We start from the raw sequence: 25,224 nt of genomic DNA, 5'->3' as shown, positions 1-25,224 counted from the left end.
AACCGCCTCTATTCAGCACGCATCACGACCGCATTTACCTCTACCACACAACCTCACCTTTCCTCCATAAAAAAACACTACTTATCTACCGGTGCCAACATCCTATTGCTACGTTTACGCTGTATCTTCTGCTATAGCAAGCAAAGCAGGATAGTCAAGAATATGTCTGGCAGGAAAGAGCCGGGAGTGATGCGAGGTCGAGTCGATAAAAAGTCTTTTTTGGCACAATACACATACACGAATAGAGTTTCACTGGTTACTTTTGAAAGGTAGGTTGACGTGGCGCAGGATGCACATGTCGTTATTGGCGCGGGTCCCTATGGACTCTCAGCCGCGGCCCATCTCAAGGCCAGCGGCCTTCCCACGCACATTTTTGGGAAGACCATGGAATTCTGGGAGCAGATGTCACCCCAGATGTACTTAAAATCTTCCTGGAGTGCGCTGAATATCTCCGATCCAGCGCGAGCCTATAGCCTGCCCCGCTATGGGCAAAGTATCGGCTTAGGCAAGCAGGAACCAGTTGCTCTCAAAACATTTCTGAATTATGGACACTGGTTCCAGCAGCAGTTGCTCCCCGAGGTAGACCCGACCTATATCAGCCGGGTCGCCCGCGATGGCAAGGCGTTCCGCCTGGAACTGGCCGACGGGCGCGAGATGCAGGCGAGCACGGTTACGCTGGCGACAGGTGTCGCGCCCTTCGCACACATTCCTGAAGTCATCGCTGGCCTGCCACATGAGCTGGCAAGCCATAGCCAGGAGCATCACGAACATAGCCAGTTCCGCGATAAGCATATGGTGGTTATTGGTAGTGGTCAGAGCGCGCTGGAGTCAGCCGCGCTGCTCCACGAGGCTGGTGCGGCCTCCGTGGAGGTCATCGCGCGCGGCCCCATCAATTGGATTGATCGTCGCCTCTACTACCTTACGGGACCACTGAAACGCATCTTCTACCCACCCAGTGATGTTGGTCCTCCAGGCGTCAACTGGCTTGTGGCGAATCCGCTGCTCTTCCGCCTTTTCTCTGAGGAGACTCGACGTTCCCTGGATCAGCGCGCGGTCCGCCCGTCTGGGTCACGCTGGTTACGCCCACGTGTAGAAGGGCATGTTACGCTTACGCCTCTCACCAGCGTGACCGAGGCCCATGAACAGGGGGGTATGCTCACCTGCGCCTGAGCGATGGCAGCACACGCGAAGTTGATCATATCATCCTTGGAACTGGCTACCAGACCAATATCCAAAAACTGACATACCTGGATCAGGAGCTACGCAACCAGGTGCAACAGCAGCAGGGTCATCCGCTTTTGAATCGCTGGTTTGAGTCGTCCGTTCCCAACCTGCACTTTGTTGGTGCCTCCGCCAACTATAACTTTGGGCCGCTCTGTCGCTTCGTGGTCGGGGCGCGTGTCGCGGCGCAACAGGTTGCCAAACATGCGGCAATGGTGGCCTAGCCTCTGGCTAGACCATCATTCCTCCTGGAATGGAACAAAGGTGTTACCTATGTCAGAACCACAAGCAAAACCCGGTGTTATCGTCCTTGGTAGTGATTTCAAAGCCCTGGGCATCGTGCGTAGCCTGGGGCGTAAGGGCATTCCATGCTATGTCGTGGACAATGTTCCTCGCTCCGCCTGGTTCTCGCGCTACACGACCCAACGCATCAAGTGGCATGGGGAGCGCATGGATGGTCCATTATTTCTGAGTTTTTTGCTCAGCCTCAGCAAACACCTACAACTTGATCAGTGGATACTTCTCCCCACGGACGATACCTGTGTGGGATTTGTTGCGCGCCATACGCATGAGCTCTCGCGCTTCTATCTCCTGGCCACCCAGGACTGGAACGTGATTCGCTGGGCACATGATAAACGCCTGACCTATCGCATGGCGGAAGATGTAGGCGTGCCCGCACCCAGGACCTGGTACCCAACCTCAGAGGAGGACCTGGATCAAATGGGCATTCTCTTCCCCGTGATCCTCAAGCCGGCGGTCTCGATAAACCTGCAACATGTCGTCCGCATAAAAGCCCTACCGGTGACGACGCGCGATGAGCTCTTCACACACTACCGTCGCATCGCCCAGATTATTCCACCTGAAGAGATCATGCTCCAGGAAATTATCCCGGGTAATGGGCTGCGCCAGTTCTCGGTCGCGACCTTCTGTGAGGACGGTGAGATTCGCCTGAGCATGACCGCGCGCCGTACACGCCAGTATCCCATTCACTATGGCCTGGGCAGCAGTTTTGTGGAGGCCATCGAGATTCCAGGACTCAGCGACCTGGCTGCAAAAATTGTACGCCATATGCGCGTGACCGGCATGGTAGAGGTCGAGTTCAAGCAGGATCCCCGCTCGGGCGACTATAAAGTGCTCGATATCAATGTGCGCCCCTGGGGCTGGCATACGCTCTGCATGGCCTGCGGCCTGGATTTTCCCTTTATTCACTATAGCGCTCTGCATGGTGAGTCACCCACACCCCAGCAACCACACTACGACTACTGCTGGATGCGGGCCATCACCGATATACCCGCCGGTATACAGGAGATACGCTTTGGCGATCTCTCTCTTGATTGCTACCTCCGCTCCCTGCTCAAGAAGATTACCTTCTCGGTCTGGGATTGGCGCGATCCGCTTCCCGCGTTTGGTGATATGGCAACGGTGCTTCAACGGGCGCTACGTGGCGCATTCAAACAAAAGGTGTAAACAATGGACAAATTGCGTAAAGTGGTGGGCAGTACCGCTATTTCTCTTTTAGGGCAGGCCATCACCTGGACCTCAACCTTTCTGCTGACCATTGCCTATGGACGCTTCCTGGGGGCATTCAAATTTGGTGAACTCTATTTTGCGCTCAGCTTTGTCATGCTCATCGGCTTCCCCCTGGAGTTTGGCTTCAATCAGCAGATTACCAGGGATGTGGCTCAGGATCATAGCAAGGCCTTGAGCTATCTCTCCAATAGCCTGCTCCTGAAAAGTCTCTTCTGGCTCATCCTTTACGCCTTCGCCCTGCTCTTCTGCCACCTGGTGGGCTATGATGACGAACAAAGCAAGCTCATCATGATCTGTGGCATCTCCCTGCTCAGTGGCTCTACCAGCAATACCTTTGCCGCCCTGCACTATGCCTTTGGCAACGTCCTCTTCCCAGTAATCGGCACAATTCTGGAGAAGGGACTCGCCGCGCTGATTGGCTACCTGGTGCTCAAAACAGGTGGCACCGTACAGACCATGGCCCTGGTATTACTGGTCAGTTCAGCAGTCAACGCGCTCTGGCAGGCGCTATGCTATTATCGCAAGGCAGGCCTGCGCTTCCGGTTTGACTGGGCCACGAGCCGCTCGCTATTGCGCACAAGTATCCCCTTTATCGTCAGTGGCGCGATAGGAGTCATCTACTATCGCATCGATACGCTCTTCCTCCAATTCTTTACCAATACAACGGTAGTTGGCTGGTATGGCGCGGGCTATCGCCTCTTTGATACCCTGGTCTTCCTGCCTTCACTCATTATTAATCCCATCATGGCCCCCATCTACGCCAATCTGACCCTGGTCTCACAGGAGCAGCTTAAGATCGCTATCGCCAAATCCTTCAATTTTCTCCTGTTCTTTGTGCTGCCGATTACCACCGCCCTCATCGTCGCCGCACCCACCATTATCGGCGTTCTCTACCATAACCCAGATTTCCAACATACCATCCCAGCGCTTCAGGCCCTGGCCCCTGGGCTAGTTTTCCTGTACATCAATACCGTGATTGTTAGCGTGATTATCAGCACACGGCAGGAAAAGAAGATCACTATCACGGCCACTATTGCCCTGGTCTTCAACCTGGCTCTTAATTTCGTGCTCATTCCGCGCTTTCTGCATGTTGGGGCAGCTCTCACAACAACCCTGACCGAGTTTCTGCTCCTCTGTATTAACATTCGCTATATCCCACGTCAGGCCTTCTCATTTGAGAGCCTGGTTGTTGCCAGCAAGGCCTTCCTGGCGAGCGTGATCATGGGCGTCGTTCTCTGGCTCTTGCGCTTCCAGACTATCTACCTGCTCTTACCCGCGGGAGCCTGCACCTACCTGGCCGTGGCGCTGCTCTTCCGCACCATCCCGCCCGAGGATCTGCGCATGCTCCAGATGGCCATTCGTCACAAATCTCGAAGCGCACCCGCCGCGGAGGAACTGTTAACGGAGTCTATAGCCGTTGAGACGCTTGTCACTGAATTCGATGAGGCTACGCTGCCACGCCTGCGTGCCATCCAGCTTCCCACAACCAGCAAGGAAGAGACTACGCCTTCGCGCCGCCTGCAACGCAAACGCCGCAACGAGAGTCGCCTGGCTGGCGGTGAAATTGTGTAGTTGGAGGATACCTCATGAAACGCTTTCTCAATGCCGCCCTGCGCTACGCGACCAATCATCTTATCAATCACATTCCCTCGCATACGCTGCGCCGGGCCTGGTATCGGCGTATGCTTGGCTGGCGCATCGGCCCTGGAACGCATCTCTTGCTGGGCCAGCATATCATGTTTGGCGGCCTGCGTAGCGGCGGCAGCAAGGTCTCCATTGGACACCATACCATTATCAATCACGGCTGCCTGCTCTACACCACGGGCGGGCTTATCATCGGCAATAACGTGAGCATCAGCTCTGGCACCTGGCTCATGACGGGGAGTCACGAACTCAACCATCCCGCCTTTCCCGACATCTATAAACCCATCGTGATTGAGGACCACGCCTGGCTCGGCCTTCGCTGCACTATCCTCCAGGGGGTTACCATCGGGCGAGGTGCGGTTGTCATGGCAGGCGCGGTCGTTGCCCGCGATGTCCCCCCTTTCGCCATCGTCGGTGGCGTGCCCGCCAAGGTCGTCAAGTATCGCGAGCTACAAGATCCCTCCTACACGCTGGAATTCTCTCCACTTTTTGAGTAAAAAAGAATGGAGAGAGGGCAGAAGAGCGTGAGGGCCGCGGCCCTCACGCTCTTCTGCCCTCTCTCCATTAATTAATTTTGGTACGCACGGCTTCGAACCAGGCATTGTTCATGGCGATGGCGCCTACGGCGGTGGGGTGGATGCCATCAGGCAAGAAGTACTCTTTGTGCTGTGAGAAGAGCTTGTACAGGTCTGGGCCACTGATCAGCCCTTCATCCTTTGTGACCCGGTCGAGGGCCGTGTTATAGCTCTGGATTAAGGTGTTGACGGCGGTGTTATCTCCTCCTGGGCGGTTCATAGAAGGGATGTGCGCCAGGATCGGTATATGGCCCGCTTGCTTGATTTTCTGGACGAGCTGGCGGATGTTGGCTTCGTATTTCTCGGGCGGGACCTGGCCCAGCGCGTCATTTGTCCCCCATTGCAATAGCCAGTAGTGGATATCGGGGTTGAGTTGGAGCCATTCGTCGATATGCTCAACCGCCCCTTGCGAATTCCAGCCGCCCAGGCCCGCGTCCAGCATTGCGGGGAAACGCTGTGGGAAAGCCTTGTGGACGTCCTCGGCAAACGAGGGCTGATCTTCTGGATAGCGGTTATAGGCCATGGCGGTAATCGAGTCGCCAGAGAAGAAGTAGCTGTCGTCTGCGTTCTGTGAGACGTCATAGGCCTCCAGTTCGTCAATGGCGAAGTCGCCACGCAGTGGTTTCGCCGAAAGTTGAGTTACGGTCATTTTGACCCAACTCTCACCACTGAAGTCCAGCAGGTGTTCACGCACACGTGTGGCGTTGCCGGTGACCGAGACCAGCGTCTTCCAGTGACCATCGCTGCCATCTGTGCTATCGTCCGAGACGGCGATGGTATACGCGCCGGGTCCCGCGCCATTCTCGTTGATGTAGTCAAACTGGTAATCACACACCCAGATAAAGAGCAGCTTGCTGGGTCCCTTATCCAGGTGGATCGCGCACCAGGTTGGCAGCGATTGTTGTGTAGCATCCCACTTGCCCCAGTTGCCATACTGCCCATCATTGATACTCTGCGGGCCACCAGCATTCTCGTTATTCTGGCAGAAGGCGGGCTTGCCACGCGACACCAGCAGCCCATTGCCGCCACTGACGGTCGGACCCTGTTTATATGTCTGAATCAACTCTTTGATGGTCTGAAACTGTGGCTTAGGCTGACCGGTAATGACATCAAACATGTCCAGGCCGCCATAGCCGGTATAGCTGCCCGCGGCATACTGGCAAGCCATAATCACACCGGCCTGTATCATGGCGTTGAGGGCATCCCTGGTGAATTTGGTAATGAAATCGGTTTTGTTGCCATAGGCCGGGGGTGGAGCGTTTGGATCAAAGTTCCACTCGGTCACGGCAATAGGCAAGTCCTGCCCCAGGCTCGCGCGCACATTCTGGCGTAACTGTGTCACTATGGAGCCAATCTCGCTCGCCTTCCCCAGGCAATCAGCCTCAGTATTCTGCCAGCAGGGATACCAGTGGATGCTTAAGACGTCTGGCAAGACCTTTGAGGATTTGATTGATGCAAGATAGGCTGAGAGAAAACGTGGCGAAGATTTTTCATTGTTAGTCTCAATATTGATATTACTCAGTGTGGGACCAAAAAACTTGGCCTTTGAATTGAGTTGGCGCAAGAGTGGTATCTGCTTATTCCACTGGGCGATATAGTCCTGCATAGTATGGTGGTTGTAGTTGGCTTCATTACCGAACTCATACATGAGACAGCGCGAACCCAGGTAACGCACTACATGCTCATTAAAGGCCTGATTATCATAGTCGGGTAGCACCACCAGGCACTGCGCGCCGATCTTCTCAATGGTCCCTATACGCTGATCTATATCCTTATCTGAGATCGTGGAGAAGAAGAACGAGCGGATCAAGGGAATACCAGCCGACTTCATCATACTCTGAATTGTTGGCATCGTCTCAATGTTGTTTGGCGTCCACTCTATTGAGTCATTTGTGCCAAAGAGATACGATGAGACGTTGTTCTTCCAGGTCTCCTGGCCAGGCAGGATCGGCTTAACGGTACTTTTGGTCTGCGTTTCTGTTCCCTGCGCTGGCGGCCCACTTGCCTTCGAATCTGCGCAGCCCGCCAGGAGCAGACACGCCAGTATCCATCCATACCAGAGCCAGAGTGGCCAGCGCGAACGTGATATTGTCTGTCGCACGTCTATCGTCCCTTCATTTCGTAAATACGCTCTTAAAGAGACGTTACCATTTAGCTGTGTATTTGCGATAACTAATGTGGTGCTGAAGCGGTTGGATCGCATTGCTTCCTGTGGTGATATGGTACAGGTGATAGCCATTGCCAGCATCATATATGCGTTCGTATATACGCATATAAACACAAACGAACCCACTATCGCAACGCCATCACAACTTCTTCCAGGTATACTCAAGCACGACAATATAAGCAACTTTATGCATACAGGAGAGAGCGATAGGACTATGCTTGAAACTACGACAATACAAACCTCTCGGCAGGCTTTTATTGAGCAGCATGAGCAGGCGTCTTTCTATAGCCAGCCAGGTTGGCTCGATCTACTCCAACACGTCTATGGCTTTAAACCCACGCACCTGGAGAGCTATACCGCTGGGGCAGGTGACCCCGCTCGCTCGCTCGCGGGCACCCTCTCTCTCTATACTGTGCGCAGTCCACTGGCGGGAACACATCTCGTCTCGCTCCCATTCTCCGATCATGCGCCCCTGCTGGCACAGAATGAGGCGAGCGCGCTCGAACTACTCGAGCAGGCTATCGAGCTGACACGCCAGCGTAAGGCACGCTATCTTGAGCTACGCACTGGCACCAATCCTCTGCTCGCCAATCATCCAGCCTTCGTCGAGAGTGATCTCTATGTCACCTGGCGCCTGAACCTGGAAAGCGATCCCGCCCTCGCCTGGTCACACCTGCGCAAGCCTGTACAGCACCAGGTCAAGAAGGCGCGCAAGAACGGCCTCTCCATTCGTGTCGCAGATAGCACCGCCGATGTGGCAACCTATCACCGGCTCCATGTGCTCACACGCACACGCAAGCATGGAATGCCTGCCCAACCCTCGGCCTTCTTTCACAAACTATGGGAGAGCTTCGCCCCAGGTGAGCATATGATCCTCTTGCTGGCAGAGTATGAGCAACAACCAATTGCTGGCATGGTCCTGCTGGGGTCCGGTACGACGTTGCGCTATGCCTATGGTGCCTCCGATGAACGCTACCTGCGCCTGGCCCCCAATAACCTCTTGATGTGGCACGCCATCGAGTGGGGCTGTGAGCATGGTTACCGCGTCCTCGATATGGGGCGCACCGCCCGCGACAACGAGGGCCTGATGGAGTTTAAACGCCGCTGGGGCGCTGAGCTGACCCCCCTTCCCTACTACTACTATCCCCGTCAGGCGGGCCTGGCCACGACCTCTGAGCAAAGCTGGAAGTATCGCCTGCTCACCTCTACCTGGAAACAGCTCCCACTCCCTGTCGCCAGTTCGCTCGGCGGCCTCCTCTATCGCTACCTGGGATAAAAAAAGGGGTATGGTGTGTAGTAGCAATGCCTGCGGCACTGCTACTACACACCATACCCCTGCGAGGCGTCATAGGCGCCGAGGAGACCTTACGAATATGTTAGTGGATGCTGCTTGAAGAAGTTCCAGATGGTTTCCGACGCGGAGGGCGAGCCACCAAGCGAAGCAGGCCATGCATGCCCGCCGCCCTCAATACGATAATGCACAATTGAGGAGCCATCGCGACAGCGTATCCACTCCTCTCCTGTGACGTTGCCACTCTGGAAAAAGGTATTGGGTCCCTGGGCGCAGTGATCGCGCTTAGCCCATTCATTGAGCCATTGCGGGACCGATGGCAGGGGGAGATCTGGCTTCTCGGGTGCAGGCCCGCCCATGTAGGGCACAACCGTGTCGCCCGTACCATGCACATCCAGAATGGGAACGCCTTTCTTGATATTGCAGCCCGTATCCAGGTCATAGAAATTGCCCGAGACTGGCGCGAAGGCCGCGATCCGCTCCGGCAAGTTGCAGGCCAGGTACCAACTCATGCCGCCGCCATTGGAGAAACCTGTGGCATAGATGCGCTGCTCATCAATACAGAAGCTCTGCTCCAGGTTATCCAGCAAATCATCGACATAGCGGATTTCATCGATACCTTGCTGAGTTGTACCAATGCTGGCCCAGAAGGTCTGTCCGTTGTTATCCTTCAACCCCTGGGGATAGGCCACAATAAAATTTTCCTGGTCCGCTAACTGCGAGAGTCCCGTGACCTGTTCCATGTCTGAGCCTCGCGCCCCCGTCCCATGAAATACCAGGACCAGGGGGATGCTCTGCGTCTTATTATAGCCAGTCGGCACATGAATATAATAATCGCGCATGCTATTGCCATTGGCAACCCTGGGATCGGCAGTCATCGTCTCGTCTTCGCTATCTCCCGCCTTCACCTCAGCGTCTTTCCCACATCCATTCGCGATCTTTGGAGTCATTTTCGCGTTCTTGTTCGCTATGGCGCTTTCTTGCGCCTGCGACACCCCACCACAGCCCGTGAGCAACAGGCTTAATACCACCCACCCGTAGAGTCCTATCCCCAACAGCGTATCTCGTTGTTTCATACGCATAGGCCTCCTCTCACGCTTCCATTCTCCTTTTTGTGCTTGCTTACGAGTTCAAACTATCTCTGCCATTGACGTAGGTGGCTTTTCTTCTACAACGTATTACTCAGTAATTTAGGTACAGTTTATCTTTTCTCCCATTACTCTGCCGCCGCCCCTAGCGTCTTCTCACCCCACACACCTTACTCGTTTAGGTAAGCTCCGTGAGGCAACTACACAGTAGCCGCATACGCCAATTGCGGGCAAACAGCATATTTGCAATCTTCTATGCTAGAATGTATAGAAAAGCAAGATCAACATTTATTTGCATTCTTTCAATGTGCTAAAGGAGTCCTCATGCCAGAAGAGCGCAAGCTTGTCAGTATCCTCTTTGCCGATGTCACTGGTTCGACCGCCCTGGGTGATGAGTTGGATCCCGAAGATGTCCGCGCCCTGATGGGTCGTTATTATGAACATGCACGCCAGGTCATTCCCCAGCACGGGGGAACGCTGGAAAAATTTATTGGTGACGCCGTCATGGCGATATTTGGCCTCCCCCAGGCCCATGGTGATGATCCCGAGCGCGCCCTGGCCGCCGCCCTGGCTCTGCGCAAGGCCGTCGCCGACGATGAGATGCTGGGTTCCCTCTTCCAGCTACGCATCGGCGTCAATACGGGCGAGGTCATGGCGACCAGCGATTCTACTAGCAATCAGTTCATGGCGACTGGTGATGCCGTGAACGTGGCGGCACGCCTGGAGCAGAACGCCAATCCCGGCGAGATCTTAGCCGGAGAACGGACCTATGCCGCAGCCAGTCATGCATTCCTCTTCGAGGCCTCGCGCCACGCCGAGGTCAAGGGCAAGAGCAAACCCCTCACGGTCTATCCACTGCAAGGACCTCGCGCCACGCGCAAGGTTGAGCGCCCGCCCCTGGTTGGCCGCAAGCAAGACCTGATGCAGCTCGCACTCCTACAGGCCCGCGCTCTGGAGGAGGAGCGTCCACAGCTTGTCTCTATTACCGCGCCCGCTGGGACCGGGAAGACGCGCCTGCTGGAAGAGTTTCTCGCTCGCCTGGACCCCGATGAAAGCTTTCAGGTTTCGACGGCACGCTGCCTCCCCTACGGCCAGACCCTGACGTACTGGCCCCTGCGCGGCCTCTTGAGCCAGCTTATTCAGAGTGATATGACGCGTGCGAACGTGGCCCGTGTCTTTCTCAACGCGACCTATGCTCAAGCGGACGCGGAGCGCCTGGCAGACCTGATCCTGGCAACCCTGGGTATTGAGGGCGAGACCACGACCGACCGTGAGAATATCTTCTCCGCCTGGCGACTGCTGATCGAGGTCCTGGCGACCCAGGCCCCACGCATCATTATCTTCGAGGACCTACACTGGGCCAGCGATAGTCTCTTCGATCTTGTGGAATACATCACCCACCTGCGTACCCAGGCCCCCCTCATGCTGATCGCGCTCAGCCGTCCCGAGCTGCTGGATCGCCGTCCTAACTGGGGCGGAGGGCGCCAGAACTTCACCTCCCTGGCCCTGCAACCCCTCTCGCCGCGCAACACGCAGGAGTTGATCTCACGCCTGATGCAGGACGTCCCTCAGGCTGTACGCACCCAGATCGTTGAGCGCTCGGGGGGCAATCCCTTCTTCGCCCTGGAGCTGCTGCGCGGCCTGCAAGAGCGCGGCCTCACTGGAAACGCCGCAAGTATTGAACAGCTCCCCGATACGGTCCATGCCGCCGTGCAGGCGCGCCTGGATCAGCTCTCACGGCCTGAGCGCTCGGTGCTCCAGGTGACCTCGGTCGCCGGGCGTGCCCTCTCGCTGACCATGCTGGCCGAGGTCCTGAGCGAGTATAGCCTGAGCGAGCTACAACAGGCGCTTGATGGCCTGCTAGAGCGTGACATTCTCGTATCATCGGAGGGCCAGACCTATGCCTTCCGCCACATCCTCTTCCGCGATGTCGCCTATGGCACCCTCGCACGTACACAGCGCATACGCCTACACGAGAAGATAGCGACCTCGCTGGAGACACTCAATGCTGACCATCTCGATGAGTACGCCGAGCTAATCGCCTACCATTATCGCGAGGCCGTAACCCTCTCGCGCCAGGCCGCCATTCGTACCCAGCTTCAGTTCGATGTTGTCAAGGCCCTCCACTTCCTGCGCCGTGCCGCCCACCTGGCCAGTCACGCCGGGGCTTACTTCGAGGCCCAGAACTACCTCCAGAGCGCCATCGCCATCGCACCGGAGACAGAGCTAATCTCCATTTACGAAGACCTGGGCGACTGCTATTACTGGTCGTTCACCACGGCAGAAGCTTATCGACAAGCCTTCACATACTGGGAGAAACAATACGCGGAACATACACCAGACGCGGCTCAAAGCCTGATTGGAGCACGTCTCTTGCGTAAACTGCTCATCAACTATACACGCTTTGGTGAGTATGAACGCCTTGAGAATGTAGCTGAACATATTTCCACTCTCCAGAAGCGCGCGCAGGCTCTTGCCACAGCCTCCGGTAACGAGTACGAACAGTGGCGCATCCAGCTCGTTCCCTGTTTCTCACACTACATGAAGGCCTGCAATGAAGAGTTACAGCAACTACTCAATATCGCGCAAGATGCCACCGCCTACTTTGAACAACAGGGCGATTCTCAAGCCCTTAGCGAGGCACTAGATGCTCAGGCATCTCTCTACCAACGCCTAAATGACTTTCAGGCTTCGCTCCAACCCATTCAACGCCGTCGTGCCATCGCTAACCTCTCCGCGTCGGAACAAGGCGATGCGCTACAGATGCTCATTCGCTCTAATGCCGCTCTGCGCAACTATGACACCTGCTTCGATCTTATTCAGCAAGAATTAAAAAGCATGCGCCCGGGTCAATCTCTGCTCCATCTGAGTTCTACTCTCTCCACGGTAATGGTGGTTGCCTTCATTGCAGGTCGCTGGGATTTGCTTGACACACTCTATTCCAAAGCGGAAGAGATACGTGAACAAAGCAGCAATGACTTGAGCACATTCAAAATGTTTGAAGGCTATTTTAATCTCCTCCGCTGGGCATTAGCCCGCGAAGATCGACCAACTATTGATGCCATTGCATCATTCCTACGCCGTTTCCTTGGCGAGGTCCCTACTTTGGGTGAACAATTTACTAATATTATTAGTACTTTTCAGGCTGATGATGTCTCGCTGACCTCTTTAAAGCTAACAGAGATTCAAGGAGGATTGGCACGGGTAATACTGCTATTCTGCCTTGAACGCAACTTAGCTTTTCCAGAAGAGCTTATTACCAACACCCAAAGTGATGGCTTAGGCTCAAGCGATTCCTTCAAACAGTATATTGAGGCTGCTTACGCGTTACTCAATAACGATAACGAGCGCTTTGCCCGCGCCCTGGAAAAGCTTGAACAATATCAAGAAGTCGTCCATGCCGCGCGCCTGGATATCGTGCTCGCCGAGCGCACGGGTGACCGCAGGTACCTTGACATGGCGCGCCCCACCCTGGAGCGTCTCCAGGATCGTCAGTTCCTGCGTCGCCTCAACGACGTCGCCGAGCGCCTCACATCTTAACCTGGTACAAAAATAGAGCCGGGAGGCTAATTCCTCCCGGCTCTATTTTTGTACCAGGTTAAACAAATGCACTGCTTTAGCTTGCACCTCCAGCGATACGTTTGCTACAATGAAAGTCCGCTTCTCCCTTTTCCCAATTCACTGCTATTTTTTCTGGAGGTCTTTGCATGCCTGAGCGACCGAAGATTCTTGTGACGCAGAAAATCCCTGCCGACGCCTACTCCCTCCTGCATGCCATTGGCGAGGTTGAGGCCAATATGGACGAGGGTGTTATCTGGTCTCCGGAAGAACTGTTGCGCCGCGTCCCCGGCCATGACTATCTGCTCTGCCTGCTTACCGATACCATCGACGCGCGCTTACTAGAGGCTTGCGCCAGCGCCTCGCCTCGCCTCAAGCTGGTGGCGAACATGGCGGTCGGCTATAACAATATCGATGTCGAGGCCGCGACTCGCCAGCAGATCGCGGTAAGCAATACGCCGGGCATTCTCTCGGATACCACCACCGACCTGGCCTTCGCCCTGCTGCTGGCAACCGCCAGGCGCGTACCCGAGGCCGAACGATTCCTGCGCGCGGGCAAGTTTACCGGCTGGGGCCCCCTCCTCTTCTGTGGGTCCGAGGTCCATGGCTCAACGCTGGGAATCATCGGCGCCGGGCGCATCGGCCAGCTCATGGCGAAACGCGCCGGGGGCTTCGATATGCATGTGCTCTACTACAATACAAAGCGCCTTCCGGCAGATATCGAGGATCGTTACCAGCTTACCTATGTTGAACTGGATGAACTATTGCGCCAGTCCGACTTTGTGAGCTTGCACGTCCCTTACGCATCCTCAACCCATCACCTCATTGGCGAGCGCGAGCTGGCACTGATGAAACCGTCGGCAATTCTCGTCAACACCGCGCGTGGACCGGTGGTGGACGAGAAGGCCCTGGTACGCGCCCTGCAATCCGGGCGGATCGCGGGGGCTGGCCTCGATGTCTTCGAGCACGAACCCGCCGTTGAACCTGAGCTTCTGACGATGGAGAACGTGGTTCTCGTACCCCATATCGCCAGCGCCTCGCTGAAAACACGCACACGCATGGCAACTATGGCCGCCGAAAATATCGCGGCCCACGCCCAGGGCCAGCGCCCACCCAACCAGGTCAATAGATAATGTGTTATGGTGTATGGTGAATGGAAGTCATCCAGCACCACACACCATAACATGACTAGAAGGGAAAACTACTCATGTCGCAAACATTTGCCCGCCCATATACAAGCTCCTCAGAGGGAGCTACGCCTCCCGAGCTGAATCCTTCCTATCGTCTGCTGCTGGGGCCTGGTCCCTGCAATGTTGATCCGCGTGTGCTACGGGTGGGTGCCGCGCCCCAACTGGGACATCTCGATCCAGAGCTCTTCGCAATTATGCAGGAGACCGCAGGGCTGCTGCGCTGGCTCTTCCAGACCGAGAACGAGCTGACCTGCTGCGTCTCTGGCTCGGGCTTCTCTGGGGCCGAGGCCGTGCTAACCAACCTGCTTGAGCCTGGCGATACTCTGATCGCGGGGAGCCTGGGCTACTTTAGCGGTAAGATCATTGATATCTCGCGCCGCGCCGGAGCTAATGTTGTTGTACTGGCGACCGAGCCAGGCCAGCCCCTGGATTCCGCAGCGCTTGAGCAAGCCTTCAAGGAGCATCCCGAGGCCAAGATCTTCGCTACCGCCATCGCGGAGACCTCGACCGGGCTGCATCAGCCGCTCACAGACCTTGAGCGCGTGACCCACGCCCATAACGCGCTCTTTGTCGTCGATACCGTCTGTGGTCTGGGTGGCCTCCCAGTGCAGGTCGACGCTCTGCACATTGATGCCTCTTACTCTGGCAGCCAGAAGTGTATCGGCGCGCTGCCCGGACTGGCCCCTGTGACGCTCAATGAGCGCGCCGTCGAGGTAATTAAGAAGCGCAGCACACCTGTTCAAAGCTATTATCTCGATCTCCTGGCGCTCAGTCGCTACTGGAACGGCGATCACGCCTACCACCATACGATCTGTAGTAATCTTGTCTATGGGATGTACGAAGCCCTGCGCATCGCATACACTGAGGGACTCGAAGCCCGCTTCGCGCGCCACCAGCTCCATGGCGATGCCCTCAAAGCCGGTATCAAGGCCATAGGCCTGGAACTGCTTGCCCAGCCAGGCTACCAACTTCCCGTGCTCACGGCCATCCTCATCCCTGAAGGTGTCGATGAGCTGGCTGTACGCAAGGCCCTCCTCAACGAGTACAGCATCGAGGTCGGAGGTGGGCTTGGCGAGCTGAAAGGCCGCCTCATCCGCATCGGACTGATGGGCTACAATGCCAGCCGCCAGAACATCTACACCGTCTTGAGCGCCCTGGAACATATCCTGCCTGAATGTGGCTACACACTCCCCCAACCCGGTGCCGCACTCAAAGCCGCCAAAGCCTATTATCAGGCGCATTAGTCCCCCACAGTAGCCGCTACTGGCGTATGCGGCTACTGTATTCCTATCTTCACGGTATTCCACATGCCGGTGGTGTATTGGGCGATCTCGTCGAGAACCAGCATCATGGGGACGAGGTCTTTCAAGGCCTGGCGACGAGCGCTCATGGCCTGGGTCTGCATATGCTTGGCTCGCTGCCAGCTCAGGCGCTCGGCAATCAGGCTTTGCAGGGTCGCCTGCAACTCTTGCAGGTTCTCCACCAGGCCGCTTACCTCCTGCGTCTGCTTGCCTTCAAGGAGCGTCTCCTCGATCTGGTATAAGACGTTGTCTATGGTTCTAGCGAAGCGCTCCAGGCGAGGGAGATTGCGCCGTTCGCGCACCATCAACGGGATGTGCGCGGAGAGCGCGGTAATACAATCGGCGAGCTGCTGATTATAGGTAATCAAGGCGTCCCAGCGCTCGACATCTCCCCTCTGCCCCTTTGGCTCGTCCATGAGGCTCTGAAAGGCACTCGCGACATCGGCGTTGGCCAGTGACATGGCTTTATATACTTTATGTATACCGTTAATGCTGCTCTCCTGGCCCTCGTAGCCCGCCAGCACGCGCCGCAGGTAATCGCGGTTGGCAGCGATGGCCTTTGCCAGCCGTTTGGGCAGGCGCTCACGCTCCCACTCCGGCCAGAGGAAGCGCACCGCTAGCAGCGACAGTAGACAGCCCAGCAGCGTACAGCCCACGCGCAGAAGAGCTATCTCCCATTGACCCGGCATGGCCATGGAGTTAAGCAACAGGGAGAAGGGGGCGATAAACATCACGAAGACGCGATAGTTGCGCTGGTAGTAGCAGAAGCCGATAAAGCCAAAGACCGCCAGTAGCAGCAGCATCTCGGATGGCACGCGTACGAGGGCGACCAGCGCGGCGGCAATGCAGGCGCCAATACATGTGCCTATAAAGCGCTGCGCCAGTTTCTGGTTCGAGGTACTATAATTCGGCTTGAGGCACACCATGATCGTCAGGGCAATCCAGAAACCATGCGGTATCTCAAACAGTCTATAGATCGCTGTGGCAACCCCCATCGCCAGGCCGATTCTCAGGGCATGGCGAAAGGTGGCCGACTGCATCGTGAACTGGGTCTTTAAGGTCTCCAGGAGATTCTTGCGCTTTACCTCCTGGCGATAGGCCAGGCGCAGCGCCGTTTGGAGCAAGCTCTCTTCCTGGTCCTGTTGCTTCAGCATCGCGACGATTACCAGCAGGGCATTGCTTACCTGGTGGAAGGTTCGCAACACCTGCAAGACCTGCATCATCCCCTTATAATCTTCCTCATCCACCAGCCGCGTCAGGTGAACCCTCGTTAGGGTACTCGCGCGCCCCACTGGCTCCGCCGCGTAGCGCGCCATCAGGGACTGCATGTGGCGTCGCAACTCATCCTCACGCGCCTTCACCTCTACCAGCCTGCGATTCAGTTCATTCGTCTCTACCAGCACCTTCTCATTCAGGGCCGAGGCAGCCACCTGACGCAAGACACGCCCAAACTCGCTGACCGCCACGTTCAATGCCTGGCGCACAGGTTCCACACGCGCCACCTGTGGCATTGATTCGCCAAACTTTGCCAGTGAGATTGCCGTCTGAAAGAAGTGGTCCGCGTGCAGGGTTAAGAGGAAGAGGCGCTGCAAAGGCAGGGGCGTCTCCTCCGACCCGGCATGCACAGCAACCACCATGCTATGCGCCTGGTTATAGGTCTGCCAGACCGCTCCACGCACGCGCTTGAGGGCTTTCCGCTGCCCCTCGTCATGCATTGGGCCCTCAAGCGCACTACAAAAGACGGCCAGCGCCCGGTAATAGCTCGCCACAGCCTGTCTCTCCGGCTGGTAGGGTCTCAGCGGCCACAGCAACAGTGTCGGCACTATGGCCCACAGGCCACAGATGAGCATAGACAGTGCCACATAGATACCGGTCTGCCAGCTCCCCTCCTCACTCAATACCATGGCAAAGACAATTGTAACCAGTAGACCCACACGCCCCGCTGAGGTCCCAAATATTCCCAACATAGTGAACGTACCTCCCCATAGAATGGAGAGGCTTCTACGCAGTTGCCCGCGTTGGCCGCGTCCCGACCGAAAGCTGTTTTCGTCCGATACCGAGGATGACCTTCGCTGAGGCCGTATCCCGATCCAGTTCACACCCACACGTACAAGAATGCCACCGCTCTTCTAACGTCTTCTTGCGTACATTCCCGCAATTCGGGCAAATCTGGCTGGTGTACTTAGGATCAACTTGTACGAGAGTACGCCCGGCCCATGCTGCCTTGTACGTACACATTCCCACAAATTGACTCCAACCAGCGTCGGCTATTGATTTGTTTAATCCCGCTTTGGCCGCCGCCCCATTAGGCAAATACTGTCCTGTCTCTTCGTCCTGCTTCGGCTTGGGCTGTTTCACCAGATTGGCCATGGTGAGATCCTCAAGCACGATCACTTGATAGCGATTGACGAGCTTTCTTGAGGCTTTGTGAGCGAAGTCGGCACGCTGATTGCGGACCTTACGATGGGCCTTTGCCACGCGCTTCACTGCCTTCGCTCTGCGATGACTGCCGCGCTTCTTGCGAGACAAGGACTCTTGTAGCTTCTTGAGCTTGTTCTCTGCTCTCCGATAATGGCGCGGGTTCTCAAGGAATTCACCATTGGACAGGGCGGCAAAGTGAGTCACACCCAGGTCTATCCCTACATCCTCATAGCTGCTAGGCAAGGCTTCCGGCTTGTCCACTTCGCAGCTAAAACAGGCATACCAATGCTCTCCCTCGCGCTTGATGGTCAAGGTTTTGACTTTGCCTATCATGTCTCGATGCAGGTGCAGTTTCACTGTTCCAATCTTCGTCAATTTCAGATTGACTCTGACCATGCCCTTCTTATCAGGCGGGCGTGTTTGTTGATCCAATTTCCAGCCAGCGCCGTCCGGGTAGGTAAACGAGTTATAGCGGTTACGACCCTGAAAACGCGGGTATCCTGGTTTCTGGCCTTTGGCACAGCGATCAAAAAACCGTTGAAATGCCTTGTCCAGTCGTTTTAACACATCTTGCAGGACATGAGCAGCGATATCCTGATACTCTTCTCTGATCTTTGCCTTGATCTCTGGAAGGACATTTTGTTGATCATAGTAGGTGATCGATTTGCCCGCCATACGGTAAGCATCCTTCCTCTCGGAAAGACCCGCATTGTAGAGTTCTCGACAACGTGCCAGAACCCAATGGAGTTTGTTCTCCACCGTCTTATTGGGAGCTAAACGGTACTTGTACGTTTTTCTCATGTCCCTTGTCCCAACTCGATATATTTTTTGACGGTTTCCTCGGTCATGTCTCCGACGGTGCCAACGTAGTAACTGCGAGACCAGAAATTCCCACCCCACAGTTGTTTTTTGACTTCGGGATGCTGCTTAAAGACTTGTCTCGCAGTAATCCCTTTGAGGGTATTAACAATGAGAGAGGGCGCAATAGCGGGTGGCGCACTCAAAAAGAGGTGAACGTGGTCTTCCTGTACATTGAGTGCGCCGATCTCCCAAGTATTCGCCTCACATAATCGCCTGATTTCTTCCTCAATAAACGTGGCGATATTCCCCACCAGAATAGTCTTGCGATACTTGGGACACCATACAAAATGGTATGCTATTTTATATATGGCATGCTTCGTATGTTGTTCTCTCATACGCTCTATTCTAGCATGGTATGCCATACCATGCTAGAATAGAGCGAGAGGGGCCGCCTAACCCCTGCCTGAAGGCGAGGGGAATGCGGCGGCCCGGCCTTCAAAATAAAAGGAATCAACAGAGCGGCCGCTATCGCCAGTACAACGCCGCTAACGCTCAGGCCACTCGCCAGGAAGGCAATTATGGCCATGCCGCTCGCGATACACAGCATATCCACCACCCGGTCGCGATAGCGTCCACTCGTGCCACCAATGGCTGTATACAATCCACCCAGCATCCCCATGGCCGCCAGTTTACTCTGACCAATAGCGGGACCAATAAGCAAAGGCGGCAGTACGACCAGGATCAGGCGCGCCCCATAGGCCAGATCCGCCCGCGTCAACTGGAACTGCCGCCAGAAAGCAGAGAAATGCACCAACTTTTTCATAAGACCTCATAATATCAAAAAAGCATAGAACCAGGCCCAACACCAAACTCACACCACGTAATACAGAGAAATATTCCACTGTGGTCATGCTTATACACAGGCCCGCAGGCTCACCGTACATCTTCTCAGAGGAGAAAAACGGGGGAAAACAGAAATGCTCACCCTTCACCCTATTAGTGTATACCCAACACCAATCCAAAAGCAACCAGCCATTACCTCGAACGGCGCCAAAAATAAAAAAGAACCCGCATCGGATGCGTGGGGGGACCGCAAAACCCCACGCATGCCGACCGGGGGTGAGGGAGCAAAGGGACGGTGTGGTGTATGGCACCCTTTGCTCAAACCCGGTGTTTGGCCCGCTACTTGCGTACGCGGCTACTTGGGCTGTGCCCTGGCGTACGCAGCTACTTGGGCTGTTGGTTACAGGACGATGGCTTCGCGCTCGATTTCGCGCGGCTTGATGATGGGCCTGGGCATTGAGGCTACCATCAGGATGTAGCCTGTGGCCAGGATCGATGAGATGTCAATGCCAAACTTGCGCAGCTTGATGCGGGTGCGCGAGAGGGCATCGCGAATCGGGCGCATCTCCTGGTCCCATAGACCTTCTTCCAGCGCCTGGTCGAGCTTCTCGCGGCTCTCTTCGACGTTCTCCTTGCTGACACTGCCGTTATAGAAGCTGGCGTACAGGACTTCGTATGGGCAGTAGTAGGGGAACATTTCCAGCAGCGGGAGCAGAACACTCATCTCGGTGCCGGTAAATTGCTCCTGCGCGATCATCAGCAGGCGGTCGCTCTCGTATGAGAGATAGGAGAGCGTACCAAATTTGGGATTAAGGGCCATGATATGCCCTTGCGGCAACGCATCTTGCAGGGAGAAGTGTAAGATTTCGTTGTCTCGTCGCAGATCGCTTGAAGTCATCTTGCTTTTACTGCGTGTTGCTGGCCTTTGCATGCTGTTTTCTCCTGCCTTGTGAGTGCGTGGCGCTATTGGTACAGCTCTACAGGGTTCCGTTGCCTATGGCGGCGAGCAGATAACCGCAGACTATGATGCCTACGATTCCTAACACCAACAGGCTCAATAGCCAGAGGAAGATGCGTCTCCCTTTCACAGGTTGCTCGTGCTTGCTCATGGTGGGTACATGTTGCTCTACCTGCGTCGCCGCGGATTGCGTGGACTTCGCCTCCAGGATGATCGGCGTCATACCAGTGGTCTGGCCACGCTGCCGGGGAAGCTTCTGCGTAGTAATCCGACTTATCTCGGCGGCCGGGCTGGCCTCGTAGATCCAGTCGATCGCTTCCTGGTGCAGTGGCTCGCTCTGAACATGTATGCCCGAAACGGCGAATTCATCTATATGTTCAGGTGCTTCCCACGCGCCCTCCCAGACATATTCATCGGAGTTCTGTGTGGCCTCGCCCTCAAATGGAACAAGGTCTATGCTGCGTACGCGCCGCACACCTGGATATGCCTGCGTCGCCACCGTTCCCTGTACGGGATTCCACACATTCGCTCTGCATTCTTGCTCTTGCATATGCATCGCAGCTCCTTTGTTGCCTGTGCCCGGAAATGCCTGTGTCCTGGTTTTGCTACCTTCTTACTAAGATCTTATTCCGAAACCCAACGTCACTCGCGTGACTAGCGCTTCGTGCTCAGGTTTTCGGATAAGTAGTAAAAAAGGTTCTGGGGAAGAGTTCCTCATCGCTCCCTGGCAGCCAGTCCCTTAGTTGCCAGCGCTTACGCGCTCCGGGTTTGATGCGCTTCAGTCCCTCCCCCCTTGCCCGGCTTCTACCATTCCGCGTATTCCCTCACGTAGCAGGTAGATTTACTGATCTAATTATGCCTGATCAACATGTACAGAGCAAAGATCATATGTTATCATTCAATTAAACATATTTATCATTTTCTGTTGCCCAGAAAGGAATGGCACGTGGATCACATTCCCTCAACTGAGCCACAACCGCGTCTGAAGCTCACCGAAGCTCGGATGGCGCGCTCGCTCTCACAACAGGATGTCGCGGAACAGATCGGGACCACGCATGTGAATGTGAGCCGCTGGGAGCGCGGCATTACGCGCCCCAATCCTTATTTTCGGCGCAAGCTCTGCCAGCTCTTCGGCCTGACCGCCCAGGAACTCGACCTTGTGCCCAACGCAAGCTCCGAACCCCCAGCCACTACCACTTCAAATATCGATGAAGTAGAATCTCCTGCCGAGGAGCCCCACACACCTACCGCGGCTATTGTTGATCCCTCCGTTCCGCTTCTGCCTGCCATTCGCCTGGTTGGCCGCGATGAAGAGCTCGCCGATATCAAGCGCCGCCTCTTCACGGGCGGCAACGTGGCTCTGACCGCGCTCAATGGTCTTCCTGGCGTGGGCAAGACTACGCTCTCCATCGCCCTGGCCCATGACCGCGAGGTACGCACCCATTTCCGCGATGGCATTCTCTGGGCAGGTCTCGGTCCTAAACCAAACATTCTGGGCCTGCTGAGTCGCTGGGGCACCCTTCTGGGCATCTCCGCGACAGAGATGGCCTCTCTGAGCGATGTGCACGCCTGGGCGCGCGCCATTCATAACGCCATTGGCACACGCTATATGCTCCTGGTCATCGACGACGCCTGGAGCACTGAGGAGGCCCTGGCCTTCAAGGTTGGCGGCTCCAATTGCGCGCACCTGCTGACCACGCGTTATCCCGAGATCGCCTCATTTATCGCCCTGGATGGCGCGAAGAAGATCCAGGCCCTCAACGACGAGGAGAGCATGACCCTGCTGCGCCTCCTGGCGCCGGGCGTGGTTGATCGCGAGGTGCAGAAGGCCCAGGACCTGGTTCATGCCGTGGGCGGCCTCCCCCTGGCCCTGACCCTCATGGGCAACTACCTGCGCAAACAGACCTATAGCGGGCAGACGCGCCGCATCACCGCCGCCCTGGAGCGCCTGAGCAACGCCGAGGAGCGCCTGCAAATTCAGGAGCCACATGGTCCCGTCGAGTCGCACCCTAGCCTGACCAGCGATATCCAGCTCTCGCTACACTCCGTCATCGCCGTCACCGATCAGCAGCTCAGCTCGGCCACGCGCTCGGCCTTCTATGCCCTCTCTGTCTTCCCGGCGCGCCCCAACACCTTCTCCGAGGAGGCAGCTCTGGCCGTCGCCACCTGCGAGGTCGATATCCTCGACACCCTCATCGACATCGGCATCCTGGAGAGCAGCGGGGCCAGCCGCTACACCCTCCACCAGACCATTCGCGACTACACCTATCTCCAGCTCCAGCGCGCCCCCGAGCACGACGCCGCCCAGCGCCGCCTCGTCGCCTACACCTGCGCCTTCCTCGCGGAGCACAGCAGCGACTACGAGCAGCTTGAGCTTGAGAGTCCCACCATCCTCACGGCCCTCGAACAGGCCCACCAGCTCGCCATGCTCCCCGAGCTTATCCAGGCCACTATCGCCTTCACCCCCTACCTCCAGCTCCGTGGTCTCTACGCCCAGGCCGAGCAACACCTCCAGCGCGCCCAGGAAGCCGCCCTCACCCTCAACGACCAGCGTTCCCTCTCCACCCTCCTCCTCTACACCGGCCAGGTCCTCCAGCAGCAAGGCAAACTCCCCCAGGCAGCTGACGTCTTTCAACAAGGGCTTACCCTCGCACGCGAGAACAATGACTTAGAGCAAATTAGCGCGTTCCTAAACGATTTGGGCTGGATTACTTGGAAAAGTGGCAATTACTCTCAAGCTGAGCATTATCTACAAGAGGGGCTAACTATTGCGCGCCAAATTAACGACAAGAAACGTGTTAGCGCTATCCTCAGAGTGCTAGGAGCAGTTAAAAATTTACAAGGAGAATATAGTGAAGCAATAGCATGTTTACACGAAAGTCTAACTCTTGCTAGACAGATGCAAGATCACGAAATGGCAAGTGTTATTCTAATGAACTTGGGTGTTAATGCTGGTCAACAAGGAAATTATTCACAAGCAAAAGAGTACTTTCAAGAAGGCTTGGAATTAGCACGCCAAGTTGGGCATCGTGAACGAATGAGTGCTTTACTTGCAAATTTAGGGGCGGCAGAAATGGGAATAGGTAACTTTGGACAAGCAGAAGCCCATCTCATAGAAGGTCTTAGCATTGCACGCCAAATTGAACATCGAGAATGGACGAGTATTTTGCTCATCAACTTGGGCTTAGTAACTGGCAAAAAAGGGAGTTATAAACAAGCAGAGTCTTACCTGCAAGAAAGCCTAGCATTGTCAAGGCAAATTGGTATTCCTCAGATGACAGCAGGAGCATTATACGAACTGGGTAATGTTCTTCTTATCCAGAATAGGCTTCAAGAAGCAGACGGCGCTTTCTCTGAGATGTTAAATATTCTTCCAGAAGGTGCTATCGATCAAAAAGCCCAGGCTCAATATGGTCGAGCACGCATTGCCGCCTTACAAGGACATGGACAAGAAGCACAACAATTAGGTGAACAAAGCTTAAAGATTTTAGAACAGATAGGTCATGGCAATGCCGAAGAGGTCCGCGAATGGCTAGCTTCCGTCAAATAAAGATAACTAAAATAAAGATAACTATAGTAACAATACTAATGCGCAACAACCACACAAAGGCGCGTACGTAAGTAACGCATCCCCCTGCCAGGGAGCGCCAGCGAGCGAAGGTGGCGCTACTCCCTGCATATAATTCATCATAGTTTTTCTAACCATTCCAGAAGATATTTGGCTGTGTGCTTGGAGTTGGGGTGGTCTGGTCAGTTGTGTGGCGCGTCGGTGCGGTACCGGCGGCGTGGGTATAGGTGACTGCGCCGATGGCGACGACAGTGATGACGATGAGCAAGACGACCAGTGGAATAATCCAACGCAGCATATTTCTGAACATACGATTTCTCTACCTTTCCCTGGGGAAATAATCGCGCGTATTCACTACCTGAAGCCTCAAGTTGCGGTCCAACCCGACATATCCATGATCTCCAATTTAGTAGGCGTGAGTGAGCCTGCCTACTCGCCACCAGTCCCACTGATGTTCAGGATACCCGTTTCTGCCTATGGGCCTCAAGCATCAATACATGTACATCCCCCAAAATTACTATCATGTGCCTTCTTGGGTGCTTAACGCACATGATCTACACATTGTTAGTTTCCGATCCACGGATGTGCAGTGCTGCCTTTCGCAGTGGGATCGTGCTAGCAAATGCCCCACTGGCGTTCAGGGGGATTGTGGTCACTGGGTGCCAGCTCTGGGCTGCCACAATCCGCGCGAACCCTGCCATTGGCGGCGAGCATGTGTGAGCCAGCTCACGCGCCAACAAAGTAATCTTGTATCCTGCGACCAACCCGCCAGAAATATTCCCGATCTCAACCCCTCTGGGTGGTGAGGTTGTGTCTTATTCCAAAAGACTGATAAAAGACTGAAAACGGAACTTCCACGGGTCAAATGTCTTATACCTCAGTATCGATACCTAGAAAAGATAGTATAAGATTTTTTGCTAATCGTCATGTCTAGCATCTTTTCTGGCAAAAAGTACTAGCATGGTCCCGAAGGTTGAAAAAATAACCTGCTCAACGAGCAATCCTGCCCCATTATAGCACAAAAACACCTTCTGCACTCATCAAAGCCGTCAAATTTATGCGTGACGT

Annotated in this window: 20 protein-coding genes; 11 read left to right on the top strand and 9 right to left on the bottom strand. The window is 55.4% G+C overall.

The window, feature by feature from the left end; all coding sequences use genetic code 11:
- The first annotated feature begins 279 nt into the window (after positions 1–279).
- The 5 genes from KTE_RS18120 (at position 280) to KTE_RS18100 (ending at position 4,892) form a co-directional block, all read left to right on the top strand.
- Complete coding sequence (locus KTE_RS18120; RefSeq protein WP_201383246.1) at positions 280–1,170, top strand: FAD-dependent oxidoreductase; 891 nt, start codon at positions 280–282, stop codon at positions 1,168–1,170.
- A gap of 101 nt (positions 1,171–1,271) precedes the next feature.
- On the top strand, positions 1,272–1,445 hold the full coding sequence (locus tag KTE_RS18115) for a hypothetical protein (RefSeq protein ID WP_201383244.1): 174 nt from the start codon (positions 1,272–1,274) through the stop codon (positions 1,443–1,445).
- A gap of 49 nt (positions 1,446–1,494) precedes the next feature.
- Positions 1,495–2,688 (top strand): ATP-grasp domain-containing protein, encoded by a 1,194-nt coding sequence (locus KTE_RS18110; protein WP_201383242.1) that lies wholly within the window; start codon positions 1,495–1,497, stop codon positions 2,686–2,688.
- A 3-nt stretch (positions 2,689–2,691) separates the two neighbouring features.
- Positions 2,692–4,323: an oligosaccharide flippase family protein gene (locus KTE_RS18105; RefSeq protein ID WP_201383240.1), complete on the top strand. Its 1,632-nt coding sequence runs from the start codon at positions 2,692–2,694 to the stop codon at positions 4,321–4,323.
- Between the two features lie 14 nt (positions 4,324–4,337).
- Positions 4,338–4,892: a DapH/DapD/GlmU-related protein gene (locus KTE_RS18100; RefSeq protein WP_201383238.1), complete on the top strand. Its 555-nt coding sequence runs from the start codon at positions 4,338–4,340 to the stop codon at positions 4,890–4,892.
- Between the two features lie 67 nt (positions 4,893–4,959).
- Here KTE_RS18100 and KTE_RS18095 read toward each other — a convergent pair whose 3' ends face one another.
- A complete protein-coding gene (locus KTE_RS18095; protein ID WP_201383236.1) occupies positions 4,960–7,071 on the bottom strand; it encodes an SGNH/GDSL hydrolase family protein in 2,112 nt (703 codons plus the stop codon).
- Positions 7,072–7,351: 280 nt separating this feature from the next.
- On the opposite strand from KTE_RS18095, the gene KTE_RS18090 reads away from it, so the two are divergent.
- On the top strand, positions 7,352–8,413 hold the full coding sequence (locus KTE_RS18090; protein ID WP_201383234.1) for a GNAT family N-acetyltransferase: 1,062 nt from the start codon (positions 7,352–7,354) through the stop codon (positions 8,411–8,413).
- A gap of 89 nt (positions 8,414–8,502) precedes the next feature.
- Here the strand turns inward: KTE_RS18090 and KTE_RS18085 are convergent, their stop codons facing one another.
- Complete coding sequence (locus tag KTE_RS18085) at positions 8,503–9,504, bottom strand: PHB depolymerase family esterase (RefSeq protein ID WP_201383232.1); 1,002 nt, start codon at positions 9,502–9,504, stop codon at positions 8,503–8,505.
- Between the two features lie 336 nt (positions 9,505–9,840).
- Between KTE_RS18085 and KTE_RS18080 the strand changes: the two genes are divergently transcribed.
- From KTE_RS18080 to KTE_RS18070, 3 genes are all read left to right on the top strand, one after another.
- Entirely contained in the window at positions 9,841–13,056 is a 3,216-nt protein-coding gene (locus KTE_RS18080) for an adenylate/guanylate cyclase domain-containing protein (protein WP_201383230.1), read from the top strand.
- Positions 13,057–13,223: 167 nt separating this feature from the next.
- A complete protein-coding gene (locus KTE_RS18075) occupies positions 13,224–14,207 on the top strand; it encodes a D-glycerate dehydrogenase (RefSeq protein WP_201383228.1) in 984 nt (327 codons plus the stop codon).
- Between the two features lie 74 nt (positions 14,208–14,281).
- Complete coding sequence (locus KTE_RS18070; RefSeq protein ID WP_201383226.1) at positions 14,282–15,508, top strand: alanine--glyoxylate aminotransferase family protein; 1,227 nt, start codon at positions 14,282–14,284, stop codon at positions 15,506–15,508.
- A gap of 32 nt (positions 15,509–15,540) precedes the next feature.
- On the opposite strand, the gene KTE_RS18065 is transcribed toward KTE_RS18070, so the two are convergent.
- The 6 genes from KTE_RS18065 to KTE_RS18040 all read right to left on the bottom strand — a co-directional run bounded on the left by KTE_RS18065 (position 15,541) and on the right by KTE_RS18040 (position 21,138).
- A complete protein-coding gene (locus tag KTE_RS18065) occupies positions 15,541–17,532 on the bottom strand; it encodes an FUSC family protein (RefSeq protein ID WP_201383224.1) in 1,992 nt (663 codons plus the stop codon).
- Positions 17,533–17,566: 34 nt separating this feature from the next.
- Positions 17,567–18,787 carry a transposase gene (locus KTE_RS18060; RefSeq protein ID WP_236600480.1) on the bottom strand — a complete coding sequence of 407 codons (1,221 nt, stop codon included), beginning with the start codon at positions 18,785–18,787 and terminating at the stop codon, positions 17,567–17,569.
- Complete coding sequence (gene tnpA / locus KTE_RS18055; protein ID WP_201379051.1) at positions 18,784–19,182, bottom strand: IS200/IS605 family transposase; 399 nt, start codon at positions 19,180–19,182, stop codon at positions 18,784–18,786. The genes KTE_RS18060 and tnpA overlap by 4 nt, the downstream gene beginning before the upstream one ends.
- 5 nt (positions 19,183–19,187) lie before the next feature.
- The gene (locus KTE_RS18050) at positions 19,188–19,610 is read right to left on the bottom strand and encodes a hypothetical protein (RefSeq protein ID WP_201383222.1); all 423 of its coding nucleotides are present in this window, start codon (positions 19,608–19,610) and stop codon (positions 19,188–19,190) included.
- Positions 19,611–20,030: 420 nt separating this feature from the next.
- Positions 20,031–20,561: a hypothetical protein gene (locus tag KTE_RS18045; RefSeq protein ID WP_201383220.1), complete on the bottom strand. Its 531-nt coding sequence runs from the start codon at positions 20,559–20,561 to the stop codon at positions 20,031–20,033.
- Between the two features lie 46 nt (positions 20,562–20,607).
- Positions 20,608–21,138 carry a hypothetical protein gene (locus KTE_RS18040; RefSeq protein WP_201383218.1) on the bottom strand — a complete coding sequence of 177 codons (531 nt, stop codon included), beginning with the start codon at positions 21,136–21,138 and terminating at the stop codon, positions 20,608–20,610.
- Between the two features lie 396 nt (positions 21,139–21,534).
- Between KTE_RS18040 and KTE_RS18035 the strand changes: the two genes are divergently transcribed.
- On the top strand, positions 21,535–24,138 hold the full coding sequence (locus KTE_RS18035) for a tetratricopeptide repeat protein (RefSeq protein ID WP_201383216.1): 2,604 nt from the start codon (positions 21,535–21,537) through the stop codon (positions 24,136–24,138).
- 148 nt (positions 24,139–24,286) lie between these two features.
- Here KTE_RS18035 and KTE_RS18030 read toward each other — a convergent pair whose 3' ends face one another.
- Positions 24,287–24,466, bottom strand: coding sequence for a hypothetical protein (locus tag KTE_RS18030; protein WP_201383214.1), 180 nt, complete (start codon positions 24,464–24,466; stop codon positions 24,287–24,289).
- 239 nt (positions 24,467–24,705) lie between these two features.
- Here KTE_RS18030 and KTE_RS18025 point away from each other — a divergent pair, with 239 nt between their 5' ends.
- Positions 24,706–24,876: a hypothetical protein gene (locus KTE_RS18025; protein WP_201383212.1), complete on the top strand. Its 171-nt coding sequence runs from the start codon at positions 24,706–24,708 to the stop codon at positions 24,874–24,876.
- The last annotated feature ends 348 nt before the right edge of the window (positions 24,877–25,224 follow it).

It is taken from the genome of Ktedonobacter sp. SOSP1-85 (assembly GCF_016587415.1).
Lineage (GTDB): Bacteria > Chloroflexota > Ktedonobacteria > Ktedonobacterales > Ktedonobacteraceae > Ktedonobacter.
This window is presented reverse-complemented; position numbering and strand designations above follow the sequence as displayed.